A 14380-nucleotide genomic window follows, 5' to 3' on the forward strand; every position below is an offset into this window, starting at 1 on the left:
CCGGTTAAAACACGCGCGGGCACGAGCGCCCGCGACACTTCATGCTAGTGCGCGACGCGCGCTGCGCCAAAGAATGCTTTGGCGTTAGCAAATCAGCGTGGCCCTCACTTCGTCATCACGGCGCGCCTCGCTCGCGGCGGCGCTTGCGGCCGATCTGGAATCGGCGCAAAGCAGATATGGTTTGCGCAAATCATTATTTACTGGCCGAGCGTGTTCGGGATTACGCTCACCTCCGATGTCGACTGCATGCGTTCGCATCGCTGCGCGGCCGGAAAATCGTGTCGCGAAGCACGCGTTATCTAATCAGGATTGCATACGACCCGGTTGACCGTCGTGCGTATGCGAGCCGCCCACCCCTCAAGCGAAACCCTCACTTCGATCCGAACGGAGACCGATTCATGGCCGCATTGCACGGTTCCAGCCCCACCCCACCCGCCCCAAACGGGAAACGCCGCAAATGGCTGCGCGCGGCCGGCGCCACGGCGCTCAGCGCCCCGGTGCTCACGCTCGGCCGCAAGGCATGGTCCGCGCCGCCGCTCAAGCCCTTCACCTTCGCGTGGGCGCCCAACGGGTTTTGCCTCACGCCCGTCGCCGTCGCGCAGGAGCAGGGCTTCTTCGAAAAGAACGGCCTGAAGGTCAACCTCGTGAGTTATGCGGGGTCGAACGACCAGCTTCTGCAAACGCTTTCCACCGGCAAGGCGGACGCCGCCGTGGGCATGATCCACCGCTGGCTCAAGCCGCTGGAGGCGGGCTTCGACGTCAAGATCATCAGCAGCGTGCACGGCGGCTGCGTGCGCCTGATCGGCGCGAGCGCGGCGGGCGTGACCTCGCTCGCCTCGCTCAAGGGCAAGACCGTGGGCGTGAGCGACCTCGCCTCGCCTGGCAAGAACTTCTTCGCGATCCTGCTGCTCAAGCACGGCATCGACCCCGACCGCGACGTGAGCTGGCGCCAGTATCCCGCCGACCTGCTCGACGTCGCCGTGCAAAAGGGCGAGATCCAGGCCATCGCCGACGGCGACCCGAATCTGTATCTGCTGGAGCGGCAACGTCCGGGCGCTTACACGCATCTCGCGAGCAACCTCTCCGACGAGTACGCGCACAAGGTGTGCTGCGTGATCGCCGCGCGCGGGTCGCTCTTGCGCAGCGACCGCGCCACCGCCGCGTCGCTTGCGCGCGCGCTGATCCAGGCCACCGACTTCTCGCGCGAGAACCCGCGCGAAGCCGCGAAGTCGTTCGCGAAGTACACGCCGAAGTTCGCGGAAGACGACCTCGTGAAGCTCTACGCGTCGCTCACCTACGACCACCATCCGACCAACGTCGATCTCCAGCAGGAGATCGCCTACTTCGCTGAAGACTTCAAGCGCGCGGGCGTGCTGAAGCCGACCACCGATCCGCAGCGCTTCGCCGCGGCCGTCTACACCAACGTACTGGGGTAACGCCATGTCTTCGCTCGAACAACCGGTGCTGGCGAGAACGGCCGCCGGCAACGCACTCAACGCCGGCGAGAACCCGTCATTCGCCGACGCCGACCGGCGCCGGCAACGCGCGCCCGGCCGCCCGGCCGTGTGGTACACGGGCCTCGCGGTGGCGGCGGCATGGGCCGTGTTCGGCGCCGTCACACGCGAGTGGCCGAACCGCATCACCGGCTTCTCCGACTGGGCCTATACGGCCGAGCTGGGCGCGGCCGACTGGGCGATCGCGGCATGGCTCGCACTCCTCGCGCTCGCGCTGCCCACGCTCGAGCGCACGAGCGCGCGGCTGCGGCCCGCGCTGCGCGGCTTGCGCAAGGCGGGGCCGTGGCTCGTCGCCCTGCCCGTCGCCTTCACGCTGTGGGAGGTCGTCACGGCCAAGACCGCGCTGCTGCCCACGCCGTTCTTCGCGCCGCCGCAGGCGCTCGTCGAGGTCTATCGCGACGACTGGGCGCGCCTCGCGGACTGCGTGGCGCATTCGATCGGCCTGCTCGCCGTTGGCTTTCTGTATGGCGGCGTGGTCGGCTTTCTCGTGGGGGTGTCGATCGGCTGGTCGCGCGCCGTGGGGTACTGGGTGCACCCCGTCATGCGCGTGCTCGGCCCGGTGCCCGCCACCGCGCTCCTGCCGCTCGCGTTCTATATTTTTCCGTCGAGCCGCTCCGCCGCCATTTTCCTGATCGCGCTCGCCACCGCGTTTCCCGTGACCGTGCTCACGTGGTCGGGCGTCGCGAGCGTCAACAAGGCCTATTACGACGTAGCGCGCACGCTCGGCGCGAGCCAGCGCTTTCTCGTGCTGCGCGTGGCGATTCCGGCCGCGCTGCCGCAGGTGTTCGTCGGCCTCTTCATGGGCTTGAGCGCCTCGTTCACCGTGCTCGTGACGGCCGAGATGATGGGTGTGAAGTCCGGCCTCGGCTGGTACCTCACGTGGGCGCAAGGGTGGGCATCGTACTCGAACATGTACGCCGCGCTGCTCCTGATGGCCGTCTTGTTCTCCGGCCTCATCAGCCTGCTTTTCCTCGTGCGCGATCGCACGCTCGTGTGGCAGAAAGGAACCGTCAAATGGTAACTACGGCAAATACGGCAAATACCACGGTGGCGCATGCCACGCCCTCGCCCGGAAGCGTCGCCCGCGGCGCACGCATCGCGGTCGAGCGCGTGAGCCACCAGTTCGACACCCCCAAGGGCCCGCTCGCGGTGCTCGACGACGTGAGCTTGACGGTCGAACCCGGCGAATTCGTCGCGCTGCTCGGACCGAGCGGCTGCGGTAAATCGACGTTGCTGCGCCTCGTCGCCGGGCTCGAACCGGCGACGCAAGGCCGGCTCCTGCAAGACGGCGCGCCCATCGAGCGACCCGACCCGTCGCGCGTCGTGGTGTTCCAGGACCCCACGCTCTACCCGTGGCGGCGCGTGCGCGCGAACGTCGCGCTCGGCCTCGAAGCGCTCGGGGTGCTCAAGCGCGAGCGCAAGCGCGTGGATATCGAGCTGGCGCGCGTGGGCCTCACGGAATTCGCGGACGCGTTTCCGCACCAGCTTTCGGGCGGCATGTCGCAGCGCGTGGCGCTGGCCCGCGCGCTCGTCAACGACCCGCGCCTGCTCGTGCTCGACGAACCGCTCGGCAAGCTCGACTCGCTCACGCGTCTGGCGATGCAAAGCGAACTCGTGGATCTCTGGCAGCGCGATCGCTTCTCCGCGCTGCTCGTCACGCACGATGTGGAGGAGGCGCTCTTTCTCGCGCAGCGCGTGATCGTCTTCGGTCCGAGACCCGCGCGCGTCGCGGCGGAACTGCATGTCGATCTGCCCTATCCGCGCCATCGCGGCGACCCCGCCTTTGCCTCGCTGCGCCGCGAAGCTTTGCATCACCTTGGCCTCGACGCGAGCTGGTAAGCAATGCCAATCGTTTTGTATCTGGCGCGCCAATGAGCGCGCTGCTTTCCGGCAACGCCTGGGTCAATCCGTTTCTTGGCGTGCTACAGGCCGCGCAGGTCGCCCTGGGCGGCGTGGCGCACGTTTTCGGCTTCGCGGGTGACAGCCACGGCCAGCCCGCCTGGCCGTGGCCGAAGCGGCTCGCGGTCGAGATCCTGCTGATCGATGCGGGCGTCGCGCGCCAACTGGCACTCGCGCTCGCCGCCACGGGTGGCGCGCTGCTGCTCGCCATCGCGGGCCTCTTCTGGCGCAAGCTTCGCCTCGCCCTGTTCGCCGCCGCCGTTCTCGCGGCGTGGTTCGCCCCGTGGCCCGACACCTCGCTCTGGCTCGCCGACGCCGTCCCCACCAGTTTCCAGACCACGCCCTTCTCGGTGGAAGCCGTCGCGCGCGGCGCGCTGCACTATGCGCGCGACTGCGCGGCCTGCCACGGCGATACGGGACGCGGCGACGGCCCGCGCGCCGCCTCGCTCGTGCGCTGGCCGCCCACCGTGGTCGGCCCGCTGCTCGGCCACCGGCTGGACGGCGAGTTGTTCTGGCGCGTGCAGCACGGCATGCATGCGCGCGACGGCGCGCCAACCATGCCCGCGTTCGCGTCGCGCCTGAGCGACGCCGACACATGGGCGATTCTCGACTACCTCAAGGTCCTGGCAGCGGGCGGCGGTGTGCGGGACGGCGACGGCTGGCCGGTGCCGGTCGCGCTGCCTGTGCTCGACGTGCGCTGCGGCGACGCGCCCGCCGAGCCGCTGGCCCGCTGGCGCGCGGGCCAGCGCGTGCGCGCCGTGGCGATCGACGCTTCCGCGCCGCCGCCGCTCGAAGATCCGCGCTGGCAGACGCTGCTGCTGTCACGCGACGGCGCGTTGCCGCCGCCGTCCGAAGCGGCGCGTTGGGGGGCGAGCGGGAAGGCGTCGTGCGTGGCGGTCACGCCGGGCGCCTGGGATGCGTTTGCGGGCATCGCGGGGATCGAGGCGCAACGCTTCGCGGGCTCGCAGTTGATCGCGGACCGCGACGGCTGGCTACGTGCCGAAGCGAAACCGGGCGACCCCGCATGGGCCGACGCCACGTTGCTGTGCGCGGCGGGTGGCGGTCGCGGCGAACGCGTGACGCGCGGCCGGGCCGACTCGCTGACCTCGTTACTGCTGCGCATCGACGCGGAGCCGGTGCGCTACGTCAAGGGTGGTTACGTCCATTGAGCGCGCAGGCAAGCGGCGATCCGCCTGCCTGCGCTCACTGCTGCAATCAACCTTTGCCCACGCGATAAAAACTCGGCGGTACGGTGCCGTTCACGGCGAACGCGCCGACTTGCCGCTCGCGATACACGCGCGGGTTATGCGACGAGATGGTGCGCGCATTGCGCCAGTAGCGGTCGAGCCCTTCGGTGCGCAGCGTGGCCGATGCGCCGAGCGCGTCGAAGAGATCCGTGCTCGCGTCCAGCACAAGCCGCGTGATGACCGAGACGGACTGGTCCACTTCGATGTGCGCGTCGGCATGCGCCTGGACAACCGCTTGGCTGAGCGCCTCCTGACGACGCGATTCGCTCGCGGCGGCGGCGTCCTGGTGCGCCTCGTAGCTGCGCTGGATCGCCTTCGCGGCCTGCAACACCACCGCGCGCGCCGCATAGGCGGCGCTGTGCAGGCGGCCGACCACCTGGAGAATTTGCGGGTCGTCGGCAACGCGCCCGGCATTGCCGTTGCTGTAGACGCGGTCGCGGCGGCGCACGCGGCGTGCGACATCGTCGGCGAGCGCGCGGCCGATGCCCGCCAGCGACGCCAGATGCACGAGCTGATAGAACGCCACCGCATACGGGAAACGCGTGTCGGAGGGGCGAATCCAGTCGGGGTCGACAGCGACATCCACGAAGGTCGCCGTGCCGCTGGCCGTGAGCGCCTGGCCGAAGCCGTCCCAGTCGTCGATCACCTCGACGCCGGGCGTCGCGCGCGGCACCTGAAGATAAACGGTGTTTTCGCCGTCTTGCGCGGCAACAGCCACCCAGTCGGCGAACAGCGAGCCCGTGGTGTAGAACTTGCGCCCGTTGAGGCGAATGCCTTGCGGCGTGCGCGTGATTGTCGTGGCGAAGGTGCCGACCTTCGCGCTGCCCGCTTCGGACAGACCGGCGCCGATCAGGTCGCCCGCGGACAGCTTGCCCAGCCAGTGCGCCTGCCATTCGGCTTCGTGCGCGGTGAGCACGTCTTCCACAAAGCCCAGATGGGCGCGCACCGCGTTCACCACGTTCGTATCGGCGGCGCCCAGTTCGATCAGCAATCCGAACAGTTCAGGGAGCGTCGCGGCCACGCCGCCCTGCTCGCGCGGCAAGCGCAGGCGCGTGAAGCCCGCCTCGCGCAGCCACTTGATCTCCTCGTGCGGCAGGCGGTGAGCGATATCGCGTTCGACGGCGCTCGCGCGTATGCGCGCAAAGAGCGGTCGCCAGTCGCGCGCGAGCGCTTCATAGCGCTCGCTCGGCGGCGCGCCCCAGGCGGCGTGGTGTTCAGCGTCGATATCGGCGTGGGTGGTGTTGTCAGCGGTGTGTTCAGACATAGGGCGAATTCCGGTTGGGTCAGGCTGAGGGATAGCTGCCGCGCGCGGGGCGCTTGAGCCCGAGGTGATCGCGCAACGTGCGGCCTTCGTATTCGGTGCGGAAAAGCCCGCGCCGCCGCAATTCGGGCAGCACGAGTTCGACAAAGTCGGTGAGGCCGCCGGGGAAGTAAGGCGCCATGATGTTGAAGCCGTCTGCGCCGCCTTCCTCGAACCATTGCTGCAACTGATCGGCAATGCTTTGCGGCGTGCCGACCACCTGTTGATGGCCGCGCGCCCCGGCAATGCGCAAATACAACTGGCGAATCGTGAGCTTGTCGCGGCGCGCGAGATCGACGAGCAGATGCTGACGGCTTTTCGGGCCGTTGGTCTCGGGCAGATCGGGGATCGGGCCGTCCACGTCGTACGCGGAAAGATCCACGCCGCCGATCACGTTGGAAAGCAAGGCCACGCCCACCACGGGGTCGACGAGCGCCTGGAGTTGTTCGAACTTTTCTTCGGCCTCCGCCTGCGTGCGCCCGATCACGGGAAAGATGCCGGGCATGATTTTCACGTCGTCGGCCTCGCGACCGTAGCGCGGCAGGCGGCCCTTGATGTCGGCGTAGAAGGCCTTCGCTTCATCGAAGGTCTGATGCGCGACGAAGATCACTTCGGCCGTTCGCGCGGCCAACTCGCGGCCCGATTCGGAAGCGCCCGCCTGCACTACGACCGGGCGGCCCTGCGGCGAGCGCGACACGTTGAGCGGCCCGCGCACCTTGAAGAAGTCGCCGCGATGCCCGAGCACGTGCAGTTTCTCCGTATCGAGGTAGATGCCGCTCGCCTTGTCGCGCGGAAAAGCGTCGTCGTCCCAGGAGTCCCAGAGGCCGAGCACGACGTCGTGGAATTCCGCCGCGCGCTGATAACGGCTCGCGTGATCGGGCAATTCGTCGAGATTGAAGTTGTGCGCCTCGGAGGTGCTGCTCGACGTGACGAGATTCCAGCCCGCGCGGCCGCCTGAAATCTGGTCGAGCGATGCGAATTTGCGCGCCACATTGAAGGGCTCGTGAAACGACGTGGAAACGGTCGCGATAAGGCCAATGCGCTCGGTCACGGCGGCGAGCGCCGAAAGCAGCGTGAGCGGCTCGAAAAACTCGCTGCGCGCCGTGCGGGCGAGCGAGCCGAGATCCGTGCTGCGCACGCCCGACGAATCGGCGAAAAAGATCGCGTCGAATTTCGCGGCCTCGGCCAGATGCGCAAGCTCGACGTAATGGCGAAAGTTGCGGCTCGCGTCGGCCTGCGCGTCGGGATGACGCCAGCCCGCGATATGGTGGCCGGTTTGCATCAGGAATGCGCCGAGGCGCAACTGTCGGGAAGGTTTGCTCATGTGCGTAGGCGCCTGTGGCTCAATCGGATCGAACAGCGATGGATGACTAAACGATTCCCGGCGCCGCCGCTTCGAGCACGTTCACGCGCTTCGGAATCAGTTTGAGGTCGAAAAACGTATTGGCGATCTGCTGCTGCTCGGCAAGAATGGCTTTCGTGATCGGACCGGTGCCGAATTGCACGCGTGTGATCACCTCGCTCACCACGTCGTTGGGCAAGCCCCACAATTGCGCGAGCTGGGCGGCGAGCGCCGCGCGGTTGCCCTGCCCCCATTGATCGATCTGGCTCAATTCGTCGATCAGGATCTTGATGACATCGGGGTTTTGCTTCGCGTAATCGAGCGACGAAAAATAGTAGGCCCGGTTGCCGACCACGCCGGTCGCGTCGGCAAGAATGCGGGCGTCGAGCGTTTTTTGCGCGGCGGCGAGAAAGGGGTCCCAGATCACCCACGCGTCGATGGAGCCGCGCTCGAAAGCCGCGCGCGCGTCGGCAGGCGCGAGGAAAACGACTTTCACGTCGCCATACTGGACGTTGTGCGCTTGCAGCAGCTTCACGAGGAAATAGTGGACATTGCTGCCGCGATTGAGCGCGATCGTCTTGCCCTTGAGATCCGCCACGCTGCGAATGGTCGAAGCGTGAGGCACGAGCACCGCTTCCGACTGCGGGCGCGGCACCGTGGCCGCGACATAGGCAAGCGGCGCACCGGCCGCCTGCGCGAAGATGGGCGGTGCTTCGCCCACGTCGCCAAAGTCGATCGAGCCCACATTGAGCGCTTCCAGTTGCACGGGGCCCGCGTCGAACTCCGTCCACGTGACCGAAACACCGAGCGGAGCGAGCCGCTTTTCAAGCGTCCCTCGCCCTTTGAGCAGACTGAGATAGCCCTTCTGATTGCCGATGCGCAGCGTGCGCGCGGGGCTTGCCGCGCGCGCGGAAGACGCGCCGAGCACAGGCAGGGCGGCAAGCGCGGCGGCTGTGGCGGAGATTCGGATGAAGTGGCGGCGTGCGTTCATGCTCGGCGGGTTCGACGTGAAATCGACGGAAAAATAGGGACGACGCCGATCTTATAAGCCGCTCGGCAGCGTGGAAACCATCAAATCCTGCGCTCCTAATTCCCGCCGCAGATAACCGCTTCGCCTCGCGGTCGGCTTCCTGGTCTATGCGGCTAGCCGATATGTAAATCTCGAATCGATATTGGCCGCCCCATGAAGCGACAACCATAATCGGCCTGATGCGGCCCCACGTCCGCCGATCAACGCCTCGTTCAAAACCCTTCAAAACATCAAGCAACCCGCCATGCGTCATCGATTAGTTATCCAAACCTTGTTTTCCGCTTTCACGCTGTTTGCGCTGCAATCGCAGCCCGTCCTGGCGGCCGACGCCAACGCGCACGTCCTGCGCGTCGGCTTCGTGCCCGGCCCTTACGCCGATGAATTCCGCGAGGGCGTCGAGCCGCAACTCAAGCGCAAGGGTTACACCGTCCAGTACGTCAACTTCAGCACCGGGCTCGAAGCGAATCAGGCCGTGTGGCACGGCGAAATCGCCGCCGATGTCATGCAGCACACCGTCTACCTGAAGGCCTACAACGACCGCAACAAAACCGATCTGGTCGGCGTCGTGCAGGTGCCCACGCCGCCCATGGGTCTCTACTCCACCCGCCACCATTCGCTTACCGAGGTCAAACCCGGCGCGACGGTCGCCGTGCCGAACGACCCGGTCAACCTCGAACGCGCGCTCAAGATTCTCCAGGCCATCGGCTGGATCCGCATTCGCGAGAACCCCAATCCCGTCGATGTTTCCGAGCGTGACGTGGTCGCCAATCCCGCCGGCATTCGCATCGTGCCGCTCGAAACCGCGCAGGCGCCGCGTGCCCTCGAAGACGTCGATTTCGCGGCGATCCAGGGCAACTTCGCCATTTCGAGCGGGCACCGCCTGACCGAAGCACTCGCGCTCGAACAGATGCTTTCGCCTTATGTGAACCAGGTGGTCGTCAAGTCGGCGAACCGCAATGCGCAGGAGACCGCCGACATTGTCGCGGCCTATCGGTCGGATGAATTCCGCGCCGCGATCCTGCGCAACGACACCTATAAGGGCTACCGCCTGCCCGATTACTTCCCGCGTTAGCCCAACCGGCCTCACTCACGCCAAGGTTGCGCGCAATCCCGTTTCCACCACTGGAGGCACGATGAGTATCGACCGCAGGACCTTCCTGCAACTTTCCGCCGGCCTGTTCGCGAGCGGCGCGGCCGTGCCGCTCGCGGCGCGCGCGCAGGCGGCCGGCGCCGCCGGGGCGTCCGCCACTTCGGCCACGCCGGTATCGGGCGGCACCCTCACCTACGCGGTGCAACAGGAGCCGCCCGGCCTCGTCTCGCTGCTCGACACCAACACGGTGATCCGCAACATCAGCGCGAAGATTTCGGAAGGACTGCTGCGCTATGACGCGCAGTTCCGCGCGCAACCGCTGCTCGCGGTGCGCTGGTCCGTGAGTGGCGACGGGCTGCGCTATACCTTCGCGCTGCGCCCCGACGTGCGCTGGCACGACGGCCGGCCCTTCACCTCGAACGACGTGCGCTTTTCGGTGCTCACGCAAAAGCGGCTCGGCCCGCGCGGGCGCATTACGCTCGCGAACGTCTCCGGCGTGGAAACGCCCGACGCGCTCACGGCCGTGATCGTGCTCGACAAGCCCACGCCGTATCTGCTCAAGGCGCTCGCTTCGGCCGAGTTGCCGATCGTGCCGCAACACCGCTACGGCGACGGCGATCCCACCACGAGCCCGAACGTGCTCGCGCCCATCGGCACCGGGCCGTTCGTGTTCGACAAATGGGTGCGCGGCTCGCACGTGAGCCTCAAGCGCAACCCCGACTACTGGCGCCACGGCGCGCCGCATCTGGACCAGTTGGTGTATCGCATCACGCCCGATCAGGGCGCGATTTCGGCGGCGCTCGAAACCGGCGAAGTGGACGCCGCGACCAATGTCGCGCTCGCGGACTTGCCGCGCCTCGCGACCCTGCCGCACCTGCGCGTGGACGACAGTTACGACGCGTACCTGAACAACGCCGCGTTCCTCGAATTCAATCTCGACAATCCGCTGCTCGCCAACGCCGACGTGCGCCGCGCGATCGCACACGCCGTCGACCGCGAGTTCCTGCGCGCCCATGTGTTCTACGGCCGCTCGCAAGTGGTCAATTCGCCGGTGCCGCCCGTGCTCGCCGACTACTACGACGACAGCACCTTCGCCTATCCCCACGATGTCGCGAAGGCCAATGCGCTGCTCGACGCCGCGGGCCACGCGCGCGGCGCGGACGGCCAGCGCTTCGCGGTGAAGATCAACTACCTCACCGGCAGCGACTTCCGGCGCAGCGCCGACTACCTGCGCGCGACGCTCTCGCGCGTGGGCATCAAGGCGACGATCCTGGACGGCGACCTGCCCACGTACCTGCGCCGCGCCTATACCGCGCGCGACTTCGACCTCAACATCAACGGGCTCGGGCGGCTCTACGACCCGTCCGTGGGCGTGCAGCGCATCTACTGGGGCGACGGCGTGGCGCATCCGCTCATCTGGATCAATGCCTCGCATTACCAGAACCCCCAGGTCGACACGCTCTTCAGGACGGCGGCAGTCGAACAGGACAACGCGCGCCGCGCGGCGATCTTCAAGCAGATCCAGCAGATCGTGGGGCGCGACTTGCCCGTGTTCCCGCTCGTGACGGTGCCCTCGGCCGTGCAGGTCTACAACCGCCGCGTGCACAACCTCAACAACAGCATCGATCTCACGGCGGGCGACCTGTCCGACGCGTGGATCGCACCGGCCTGATGCCGACCTTACCGCGAGGACAACCGCAACCATGAGCACCGCCGCCCTGCCCGACACCATCCACGAAAAAGACACCGCCAACGCGCTCGACGCACTCTCGTTCGCCAGCGCCGCCGAACAGGCGCTCGCGCTCGCCGAAGGGCGCGTGAGCGCGCTCGCGTTGCTCGAACACAGCCTCGCGCGCATCGACCGATTCGATGGCGCGATCAACGCGGTCGTGGTGCGCGACGACGCACGCGCCCGCGCCGATGCCCGCGCCGCCGACGCCGCGCTCGCACGCGGCGAACGCAAGCCGCTCCTCGGCGTGCCCGTCACGGTGAAGGAATCGTTCGACGCCGAAGGACTCGTCACCACGGTCGGCAAGCCCGAACTGACCGGCAACCGCGCGCAGCACGATTCGGCCGTGGTCGCGGCATTGCGCGAAGCGGGCGCGGTCGTGATCGGCAAGAGCAACGTGCCGCATGGGCTCACCGATCTGCAAAGCTATAACGCGGTCTACGGCCGCACGAGCAATCCGTGGGACCTCGCGCGCACGCCCGGCGGTTCCTCGGGCGGCGGCGCGGCGGCCGTGGCGGCGGGCTTTGTCGCGCTCGAAGTGGGCACGGACATCGGCGGCTCGATCCGCATTCCCGCGCATTTCACGGGCCTTTATGGCCACAAGGCGAGCTACGGTCTCATCGCGACGCTCGGCTCGGGCCTGCCGCCGGGCCGCCGCGCGTCGCGTGACCTGGGCGTGGCCGGGCCGCTCGCGCGTACGGCCGCCGACCTCGATCTGGCGCTCGGCCTGCTGCTCAACCGCGACCCGGAGTTGAACAAGGCATGGCGCGTGACGCTGCCGCCGCCGCGCCATGCGCGGCTCGCCGACTTCCGCGTGCTCGTGATCGATCGCTGGCCGGGCGTGGAGCCGACGGAGTCGGAGCGGCTCGTGGCGCAGCGCGTGGTCGAGCGTCTGCAAGCGCAGGGTGTGAAGTTTCAGCGTCCCGCCGATCTGCCCGACGGCTTGCTGCCCGATCTGCGCGCGTCTCACACGCTGTACCGCACGCTGCTCGGGTCATCGGCCATCCAGCCGCTACCCGACGAAGCCGCGCAAGCGCGCCTCGCCGCCCTTGCGCCCGGCGACGACAGCTACGAAGCCGCCACGCTGCGCGCGCCTTCGATCTCGCACCGCGACTGGCTTGCCGCCAACGAGCGCCGTTTCGTGCTGCGTTCGCAGTGGGAAGCGCTTTTCCAGGCGTTCGACGTGGTCGTTACGCCCGTCGCCCCCACGCCTGCTTTCCCCCATGACGACAGCGAGCCCAAGGACGAGCGCGCGTTTGCAGCGACGTTCGCGGATGGCGTGCGGACGCTGCGCTTTAGCGACTTCTTCTACTGGGCGGGCTTGCCGGTGTTGCCCGGTCTGCCCGCAACGAGTTTCCCGCTGGGTGTGGACGGCGACGGACTGCCGGTCGGCGCGCAGGCAGTCGGACCGTGGTTGGAAGATCGCACGCCGATCGCGTTCGCGCGCTTGCTCGAAGACGCGTATGGTGGATTCGAGGCGCCGCCGGGGTATGGTCAGGGCGCGTGATTGAGGGCGGCGCGCGGGGTGTTGTTTAGACGCATCCCCGTGCCCTCCATCCAGCGCTTGCGCGGCCGCGCCGGATGTGCAGCCCCCGTCACACGAATGCATACGAAACGCGGCCCGGACGCGCACCTCGCCTGCCCGGGCCACGCCGCCATCGATCGAGCAGACACAATCGACATCGTCAGCGGTTTTTACAGAATCGGCATTCGCATCGCAGTACCGAATAAATATCAGTATAAGAAATCGTTCGATATTGCCGATGTTTTCGCCTTGACCGGAGCTTCCGTGACTCCGGAAAATAGTTCCCGGTAAGTGAATAATCGCGAAAGAAATTGACCTGGCCGATTCAGTCTATTTCATTCGTACTCCGATCATTTCATTTGCGCCCGGAAATGAATTCGCGGATCAAGCGAATTTTTCACAACGACCCTTCAGAAGCCGATCACGGCTCGACTCTGCCTTTAACATGAAAAAGACACTTCTCGCCCTGACTACCCTCGCCCTGTCACCCGTCGCCGCTTACGCCCAAAGCAGCGTGACGCTCTACGGTATCGTCACGGGCAACGTGACCTATGCGAACAACGTTCAAACGTCGGCAACGGGCGGCGGCGGCAAGCCCACAGGCGGCGGCCAGGTCGCCCAGTTCGACAGCGGCACCTCGGGCCCGAGTTCGAGCCGCTGGGGCCTCAAGGGCACCGAGGATCTGGGCGGCGGCATCAAGACGCTGTTCACGCTCGAAAACGGCTTCAGCGTCGCCAACGGCACGATGGGCCAGGGCGGCACCCTGTTCGGCCGCCAGGCCTGGATCGGGATCGCCGCGCCCACTTACGGCACCGCATCGCTCGGCCGGCAATCCGATGCCGCGGTCGACTATGTGTCGCCGCTGCTCTACGCGTGGTACTTCGGCAACCTCGCGATCCATCCGGCCGACTACGACAACCTGAACTTCACGCACCGCATCAATAATTCGATCAAGTACAGCTCGGACGCCTTCTCGGGGTTCCGCTTCGGCGCGCAGTACAGCCTGGGCGGCATCGCCGGCAACTTCACGCAAAACCAGTACTGGTCGGCGGGCTTCAGCTATACCGGCGCGAACCTGGCTGTCGCGGCGTCGATCATCAACGCGCGCAACCCGAACAATTCGCTGTATGGCACGAATGCGAACGCAAGCGCGACGGGCAACAATCTCGGCTCGGCCGGTTCCGCCACGTCGCCGGAATCGAATCCGTCCATCTCGGGCTTCGCCTCCGCCCGCACGCAGCAAACGGTCGCCGTGGCCTCGACCTGGACGATCGGCTCGGCCATCCTGGGCGTTGCCTGGTCCAACACGCAATATCGCGATCTCGGCGCCACGCCTGCGCTCAACACGCAGAACTACCACGGCACGGCATCGTTCAACACGGTCGGTGCGAGCGTGCGCTATCAGGTCACGCCGTTGCTGCGCGTGGGCACGTCGTTCGACTACACGAATGGCGGCAACCTGAACGGCAGCGGCGGCGCGCGTTATGAACAGTGGAACCTGGGCGCCGGTTACTCGCTCTCGAAGGCCACCGAGCTCTACGCAACGGCTGCGTACCAGCATGCAAGCGGCGTCGATTCGTGGGGCCGCGAAGCGGTCGCGTCCATCGGCTATCTGTCGCCTTCGACCACGTCGAACCAGGTGGCGGTGTCGGCCGGCATCAAGCACCTGTTTTAACGGGCAACACGAGCCGCCGCGTCGTGGGT

The 14380-nt window shown here is 67.1% G+C and carries 12 protein-coding genes; 9 read left to right on the plus strand and 3 right to left on the minus strand.

The annotated features are described in order from the left end of the window. Positions 1-398 precede the first annotated feature (398 nt). The 4 genes from C7402_RS21305 to C7402_RS21320 are packed head-to-tail and all read left to right on the plus strand — an operon-like array spanning position 399 to position 4582. Positions 399-1436, plus strand: coding sequence for an ABC transporter substrate-binding protein (locus C7402_RS21305; RefSeq protein WP_112171751.1), 1038 nt, complete (start codon positions 399-401; stop codon positions 1434-1436). 4 nt (positions 1437-1440) lie between these two features. Continuing rightward, positions 1441-2535: an ABC transporter permease gene (locus C7402_RS21310; RefSeq protein WP_116611983.1), complete on the plus strand. Its 1095-nt coding sequence runs from the start codon at positions 1441-1443 to the stop codon at positions 2533-2535. After that, positions 2529-3353 (plus strand): ABC transporter ATP-binding protein, encoded by an 825-nt coding sequence (locus C7402_RS21315; protein ID WP_116611984.1) that lies wholly within the window; start codon positions 2529-2531, stop codon positions 3351-3353. The genes C7402_RS21310 and C7402_RS21315 overlap by 7 nt, the downstream gene beginning before the upstream one ends. Positions 3354-3385: 32 nt before the next feature. Then, positions 3386-4582, plus strand: a complete 1197-nt coding sequence (locus C7402_RS21320) for a c-type cytochrome (protein ID WP_116611985.1) — start codon at positions 3386-3388, stop codon at positions 4580-4582. 46 nt (positions 4583-4628) lie between these two features. Here the strand turns inward: C7402_RS21320 and C7402_RS21325 are convergent, their stop codons facing one another. From C7402_RS21325 to C7402_RS21335, 3 genes are read right to left on the minus strand one after another with little or no spacing between them, the layout of a single operon-like run. Next, positions 4629-5924, minus strand: a complete 1296-nt coding sequence (locus tag C7402_RS21325) for an acyl-CoA dehydrogenase family protein (RefSeq protein ID WP_116611986.1) — start codon at positions 5922-5924, stop codon at positions 4629-4631. Between the two features lie 19 nt (positions 5925-5943). Then, positions 5944-7284 (minus strand): LLM class flavin-dependent oxidoreductase, encoded by a 1341-nt coding sequence (locus C7402_RS21330; RefSeq protein WP_116611987.1) that lies wholly within the window; start codon positions 7282-7284, stop codon positions 5944-5946. A gap of 46 nt (positions 7285-7330) precedes the next feature. Beyond that, entirely contained in the window at positions 7331-8293 is a 963-nt protein-coding gene (locus C7402_RS21335; RefSeq protein WP_116611988.1) for a sulfonate ABC transporter substrate-binding protein, read from the minus strand. Positions 8294-8603: 310 nt separating this feature from the next. On the opposite strand from C7402_RS21335, the gene C7402_RS21340 reads away from it, so the two are divergent. From C7402_RS21340 to C7402_RS21355, 5 genes are all read left to right on the plus strand, one after another. Continuing rightward, on the plus strand, positions 8604-9404 hold the full coding sequence (locus C7402_RS21340) for a MetQ/NlpA family ABC transporter substrate-binding protein (RefSeq protein ID WP_224043177.1): 801 nt from the start codon (positions 8604-8606) through the stop codon (positions 9402-9404). Between the two features lie 61 nt (positions 9405-9465). Continuing rightward, the gene (locus C7402_RS21345; RefSeq protein WP_116611990.1) at positions 9466-11094 is read left to right on the plus strand and encodes an ABC transporter substrate-binding protein; all 1629 of its coding nucleotides are present in this window, start codon (positions 9466-9468) and stop codon (positions 11092-11094) included. A gap of 31 nt (positions 11095-11125) precedes the next feature. Continuing rightward, positions 11126-12658 carry an amidase gene (locus tag C7402_RS21350; RefSeq protein ID WP_116611991.1) on the plus strand — a complete coding sequence of 511 codons (1533 nt, stop codon included), beginning with the start codon at positions 11126-11128 and terminating at the stop codon, positions 12656-12658. A gap of 96 nt (positions 12659-12754) precedes the next feature. Beyond that, a complete protein-coding gene (locus tag C7402_RS46340) occupies positions 12755-12967 on the plus strand; it encodes a hypothetical protein (RefSeq protein WP_133254519.1) in 213 nt (70 codons plus the stop codon). Between the two features lie 154 nt (positions 12968-13121). After that, positions 13122-14351, plus strand: a complete 1230-nt coding sequence (locus C7402_RS21355; protein ID WP_116611992.1) for a porin — start codon at positions 13122-13124, stop codon at positions 14349-14351. Positions 14352-14380: the final 29 nt, after the last annotated feature.

Origin of the sequence: Paraburkholderia unamae, from assembly GCF_003096875.1 — a bacterium.
Taxonomy (GTDB): domain Bacteria; phylum Pseudomonadota; class Gammaproteobacteria; order Burkholderiales; family Burkholderiaceae; genus Paraburkholderia; species Paraburkholderia unamae.

Coding starts and splice junctions, on each gene's coding strand:
- C7402_RS21350 (WP_116611991.1), top strand. CDS start 11,126: ATGAGCACCGCCGCCCTGCCCGACACCATCCACGAAAAAGACACCGCC.
- C7402_RS21305 (WP_112171751.1), top strand. CDS start 399: ATGGCCGCATTGCACGGTTCCAGCCCCACCCCACCCGCCCCAAACGGG.
- C7402_RS21355 (WP_116611992.1), top strand. CDS start 13,122: ATGAAAAAGACACTTCTCGCCCTGACTACCCTCGCCCTGTCACCCGTC.
- C7402_RS21335 (WP_116611988.1), bottom strand. CDS start 8,293: ATGAACGCACGCCGCCACTTCATCCGAATCTCCGCCACAGCCGCCGCG.
- C7402_RS21330 (WP_116611987.1), bottom strand. CDS start 7,284: ATGAGCAAACCTTCCCGACAGTTGCGCCTCGGCGCATTCCTGATGCAA.
- C7402_RS21320 (WP_116611985.1), top strand. CDS start 3,386: ATGAGCGCGCTGCTTTCCGGCAACGCCTGGGTCAATCCGTTTCTTGGC.
- C7402_RS46340 (WP_133254519.1), top strand. CDS start 12,755: ATGCATACGAAACGCGGCCCGGACGCGCACCTCGCCTGCCCGGGCCAC.
- C7402_RS21325 (WP_116611986.1), bottom strand. CDS start 5,924: ATGTCTGAACACACCGCTGACAACACCACCCACGCCGATATCGACGCT.
- C7402_RS21315 (WP_116611984.1), top strand. CDS start 2,529: ATGGTAACTACGGCAAATACGGCAAATACCACGGTGGCGCATGCCACG.
- C7402_RS21310 (WP_116611983.1), top strand. CDS start 1,441: ATGTCTTCGCTCGAACAACCGGTGCTGGCGAGAACGGCCGCCGGCAAC.
- C7402_RS21345 (WP_116611990.1), top strand. CDS start 9,466: ATGAGTATCGACCGCAGGACCTTCCTGCAACTTTCCGCCGGCCTGTTC.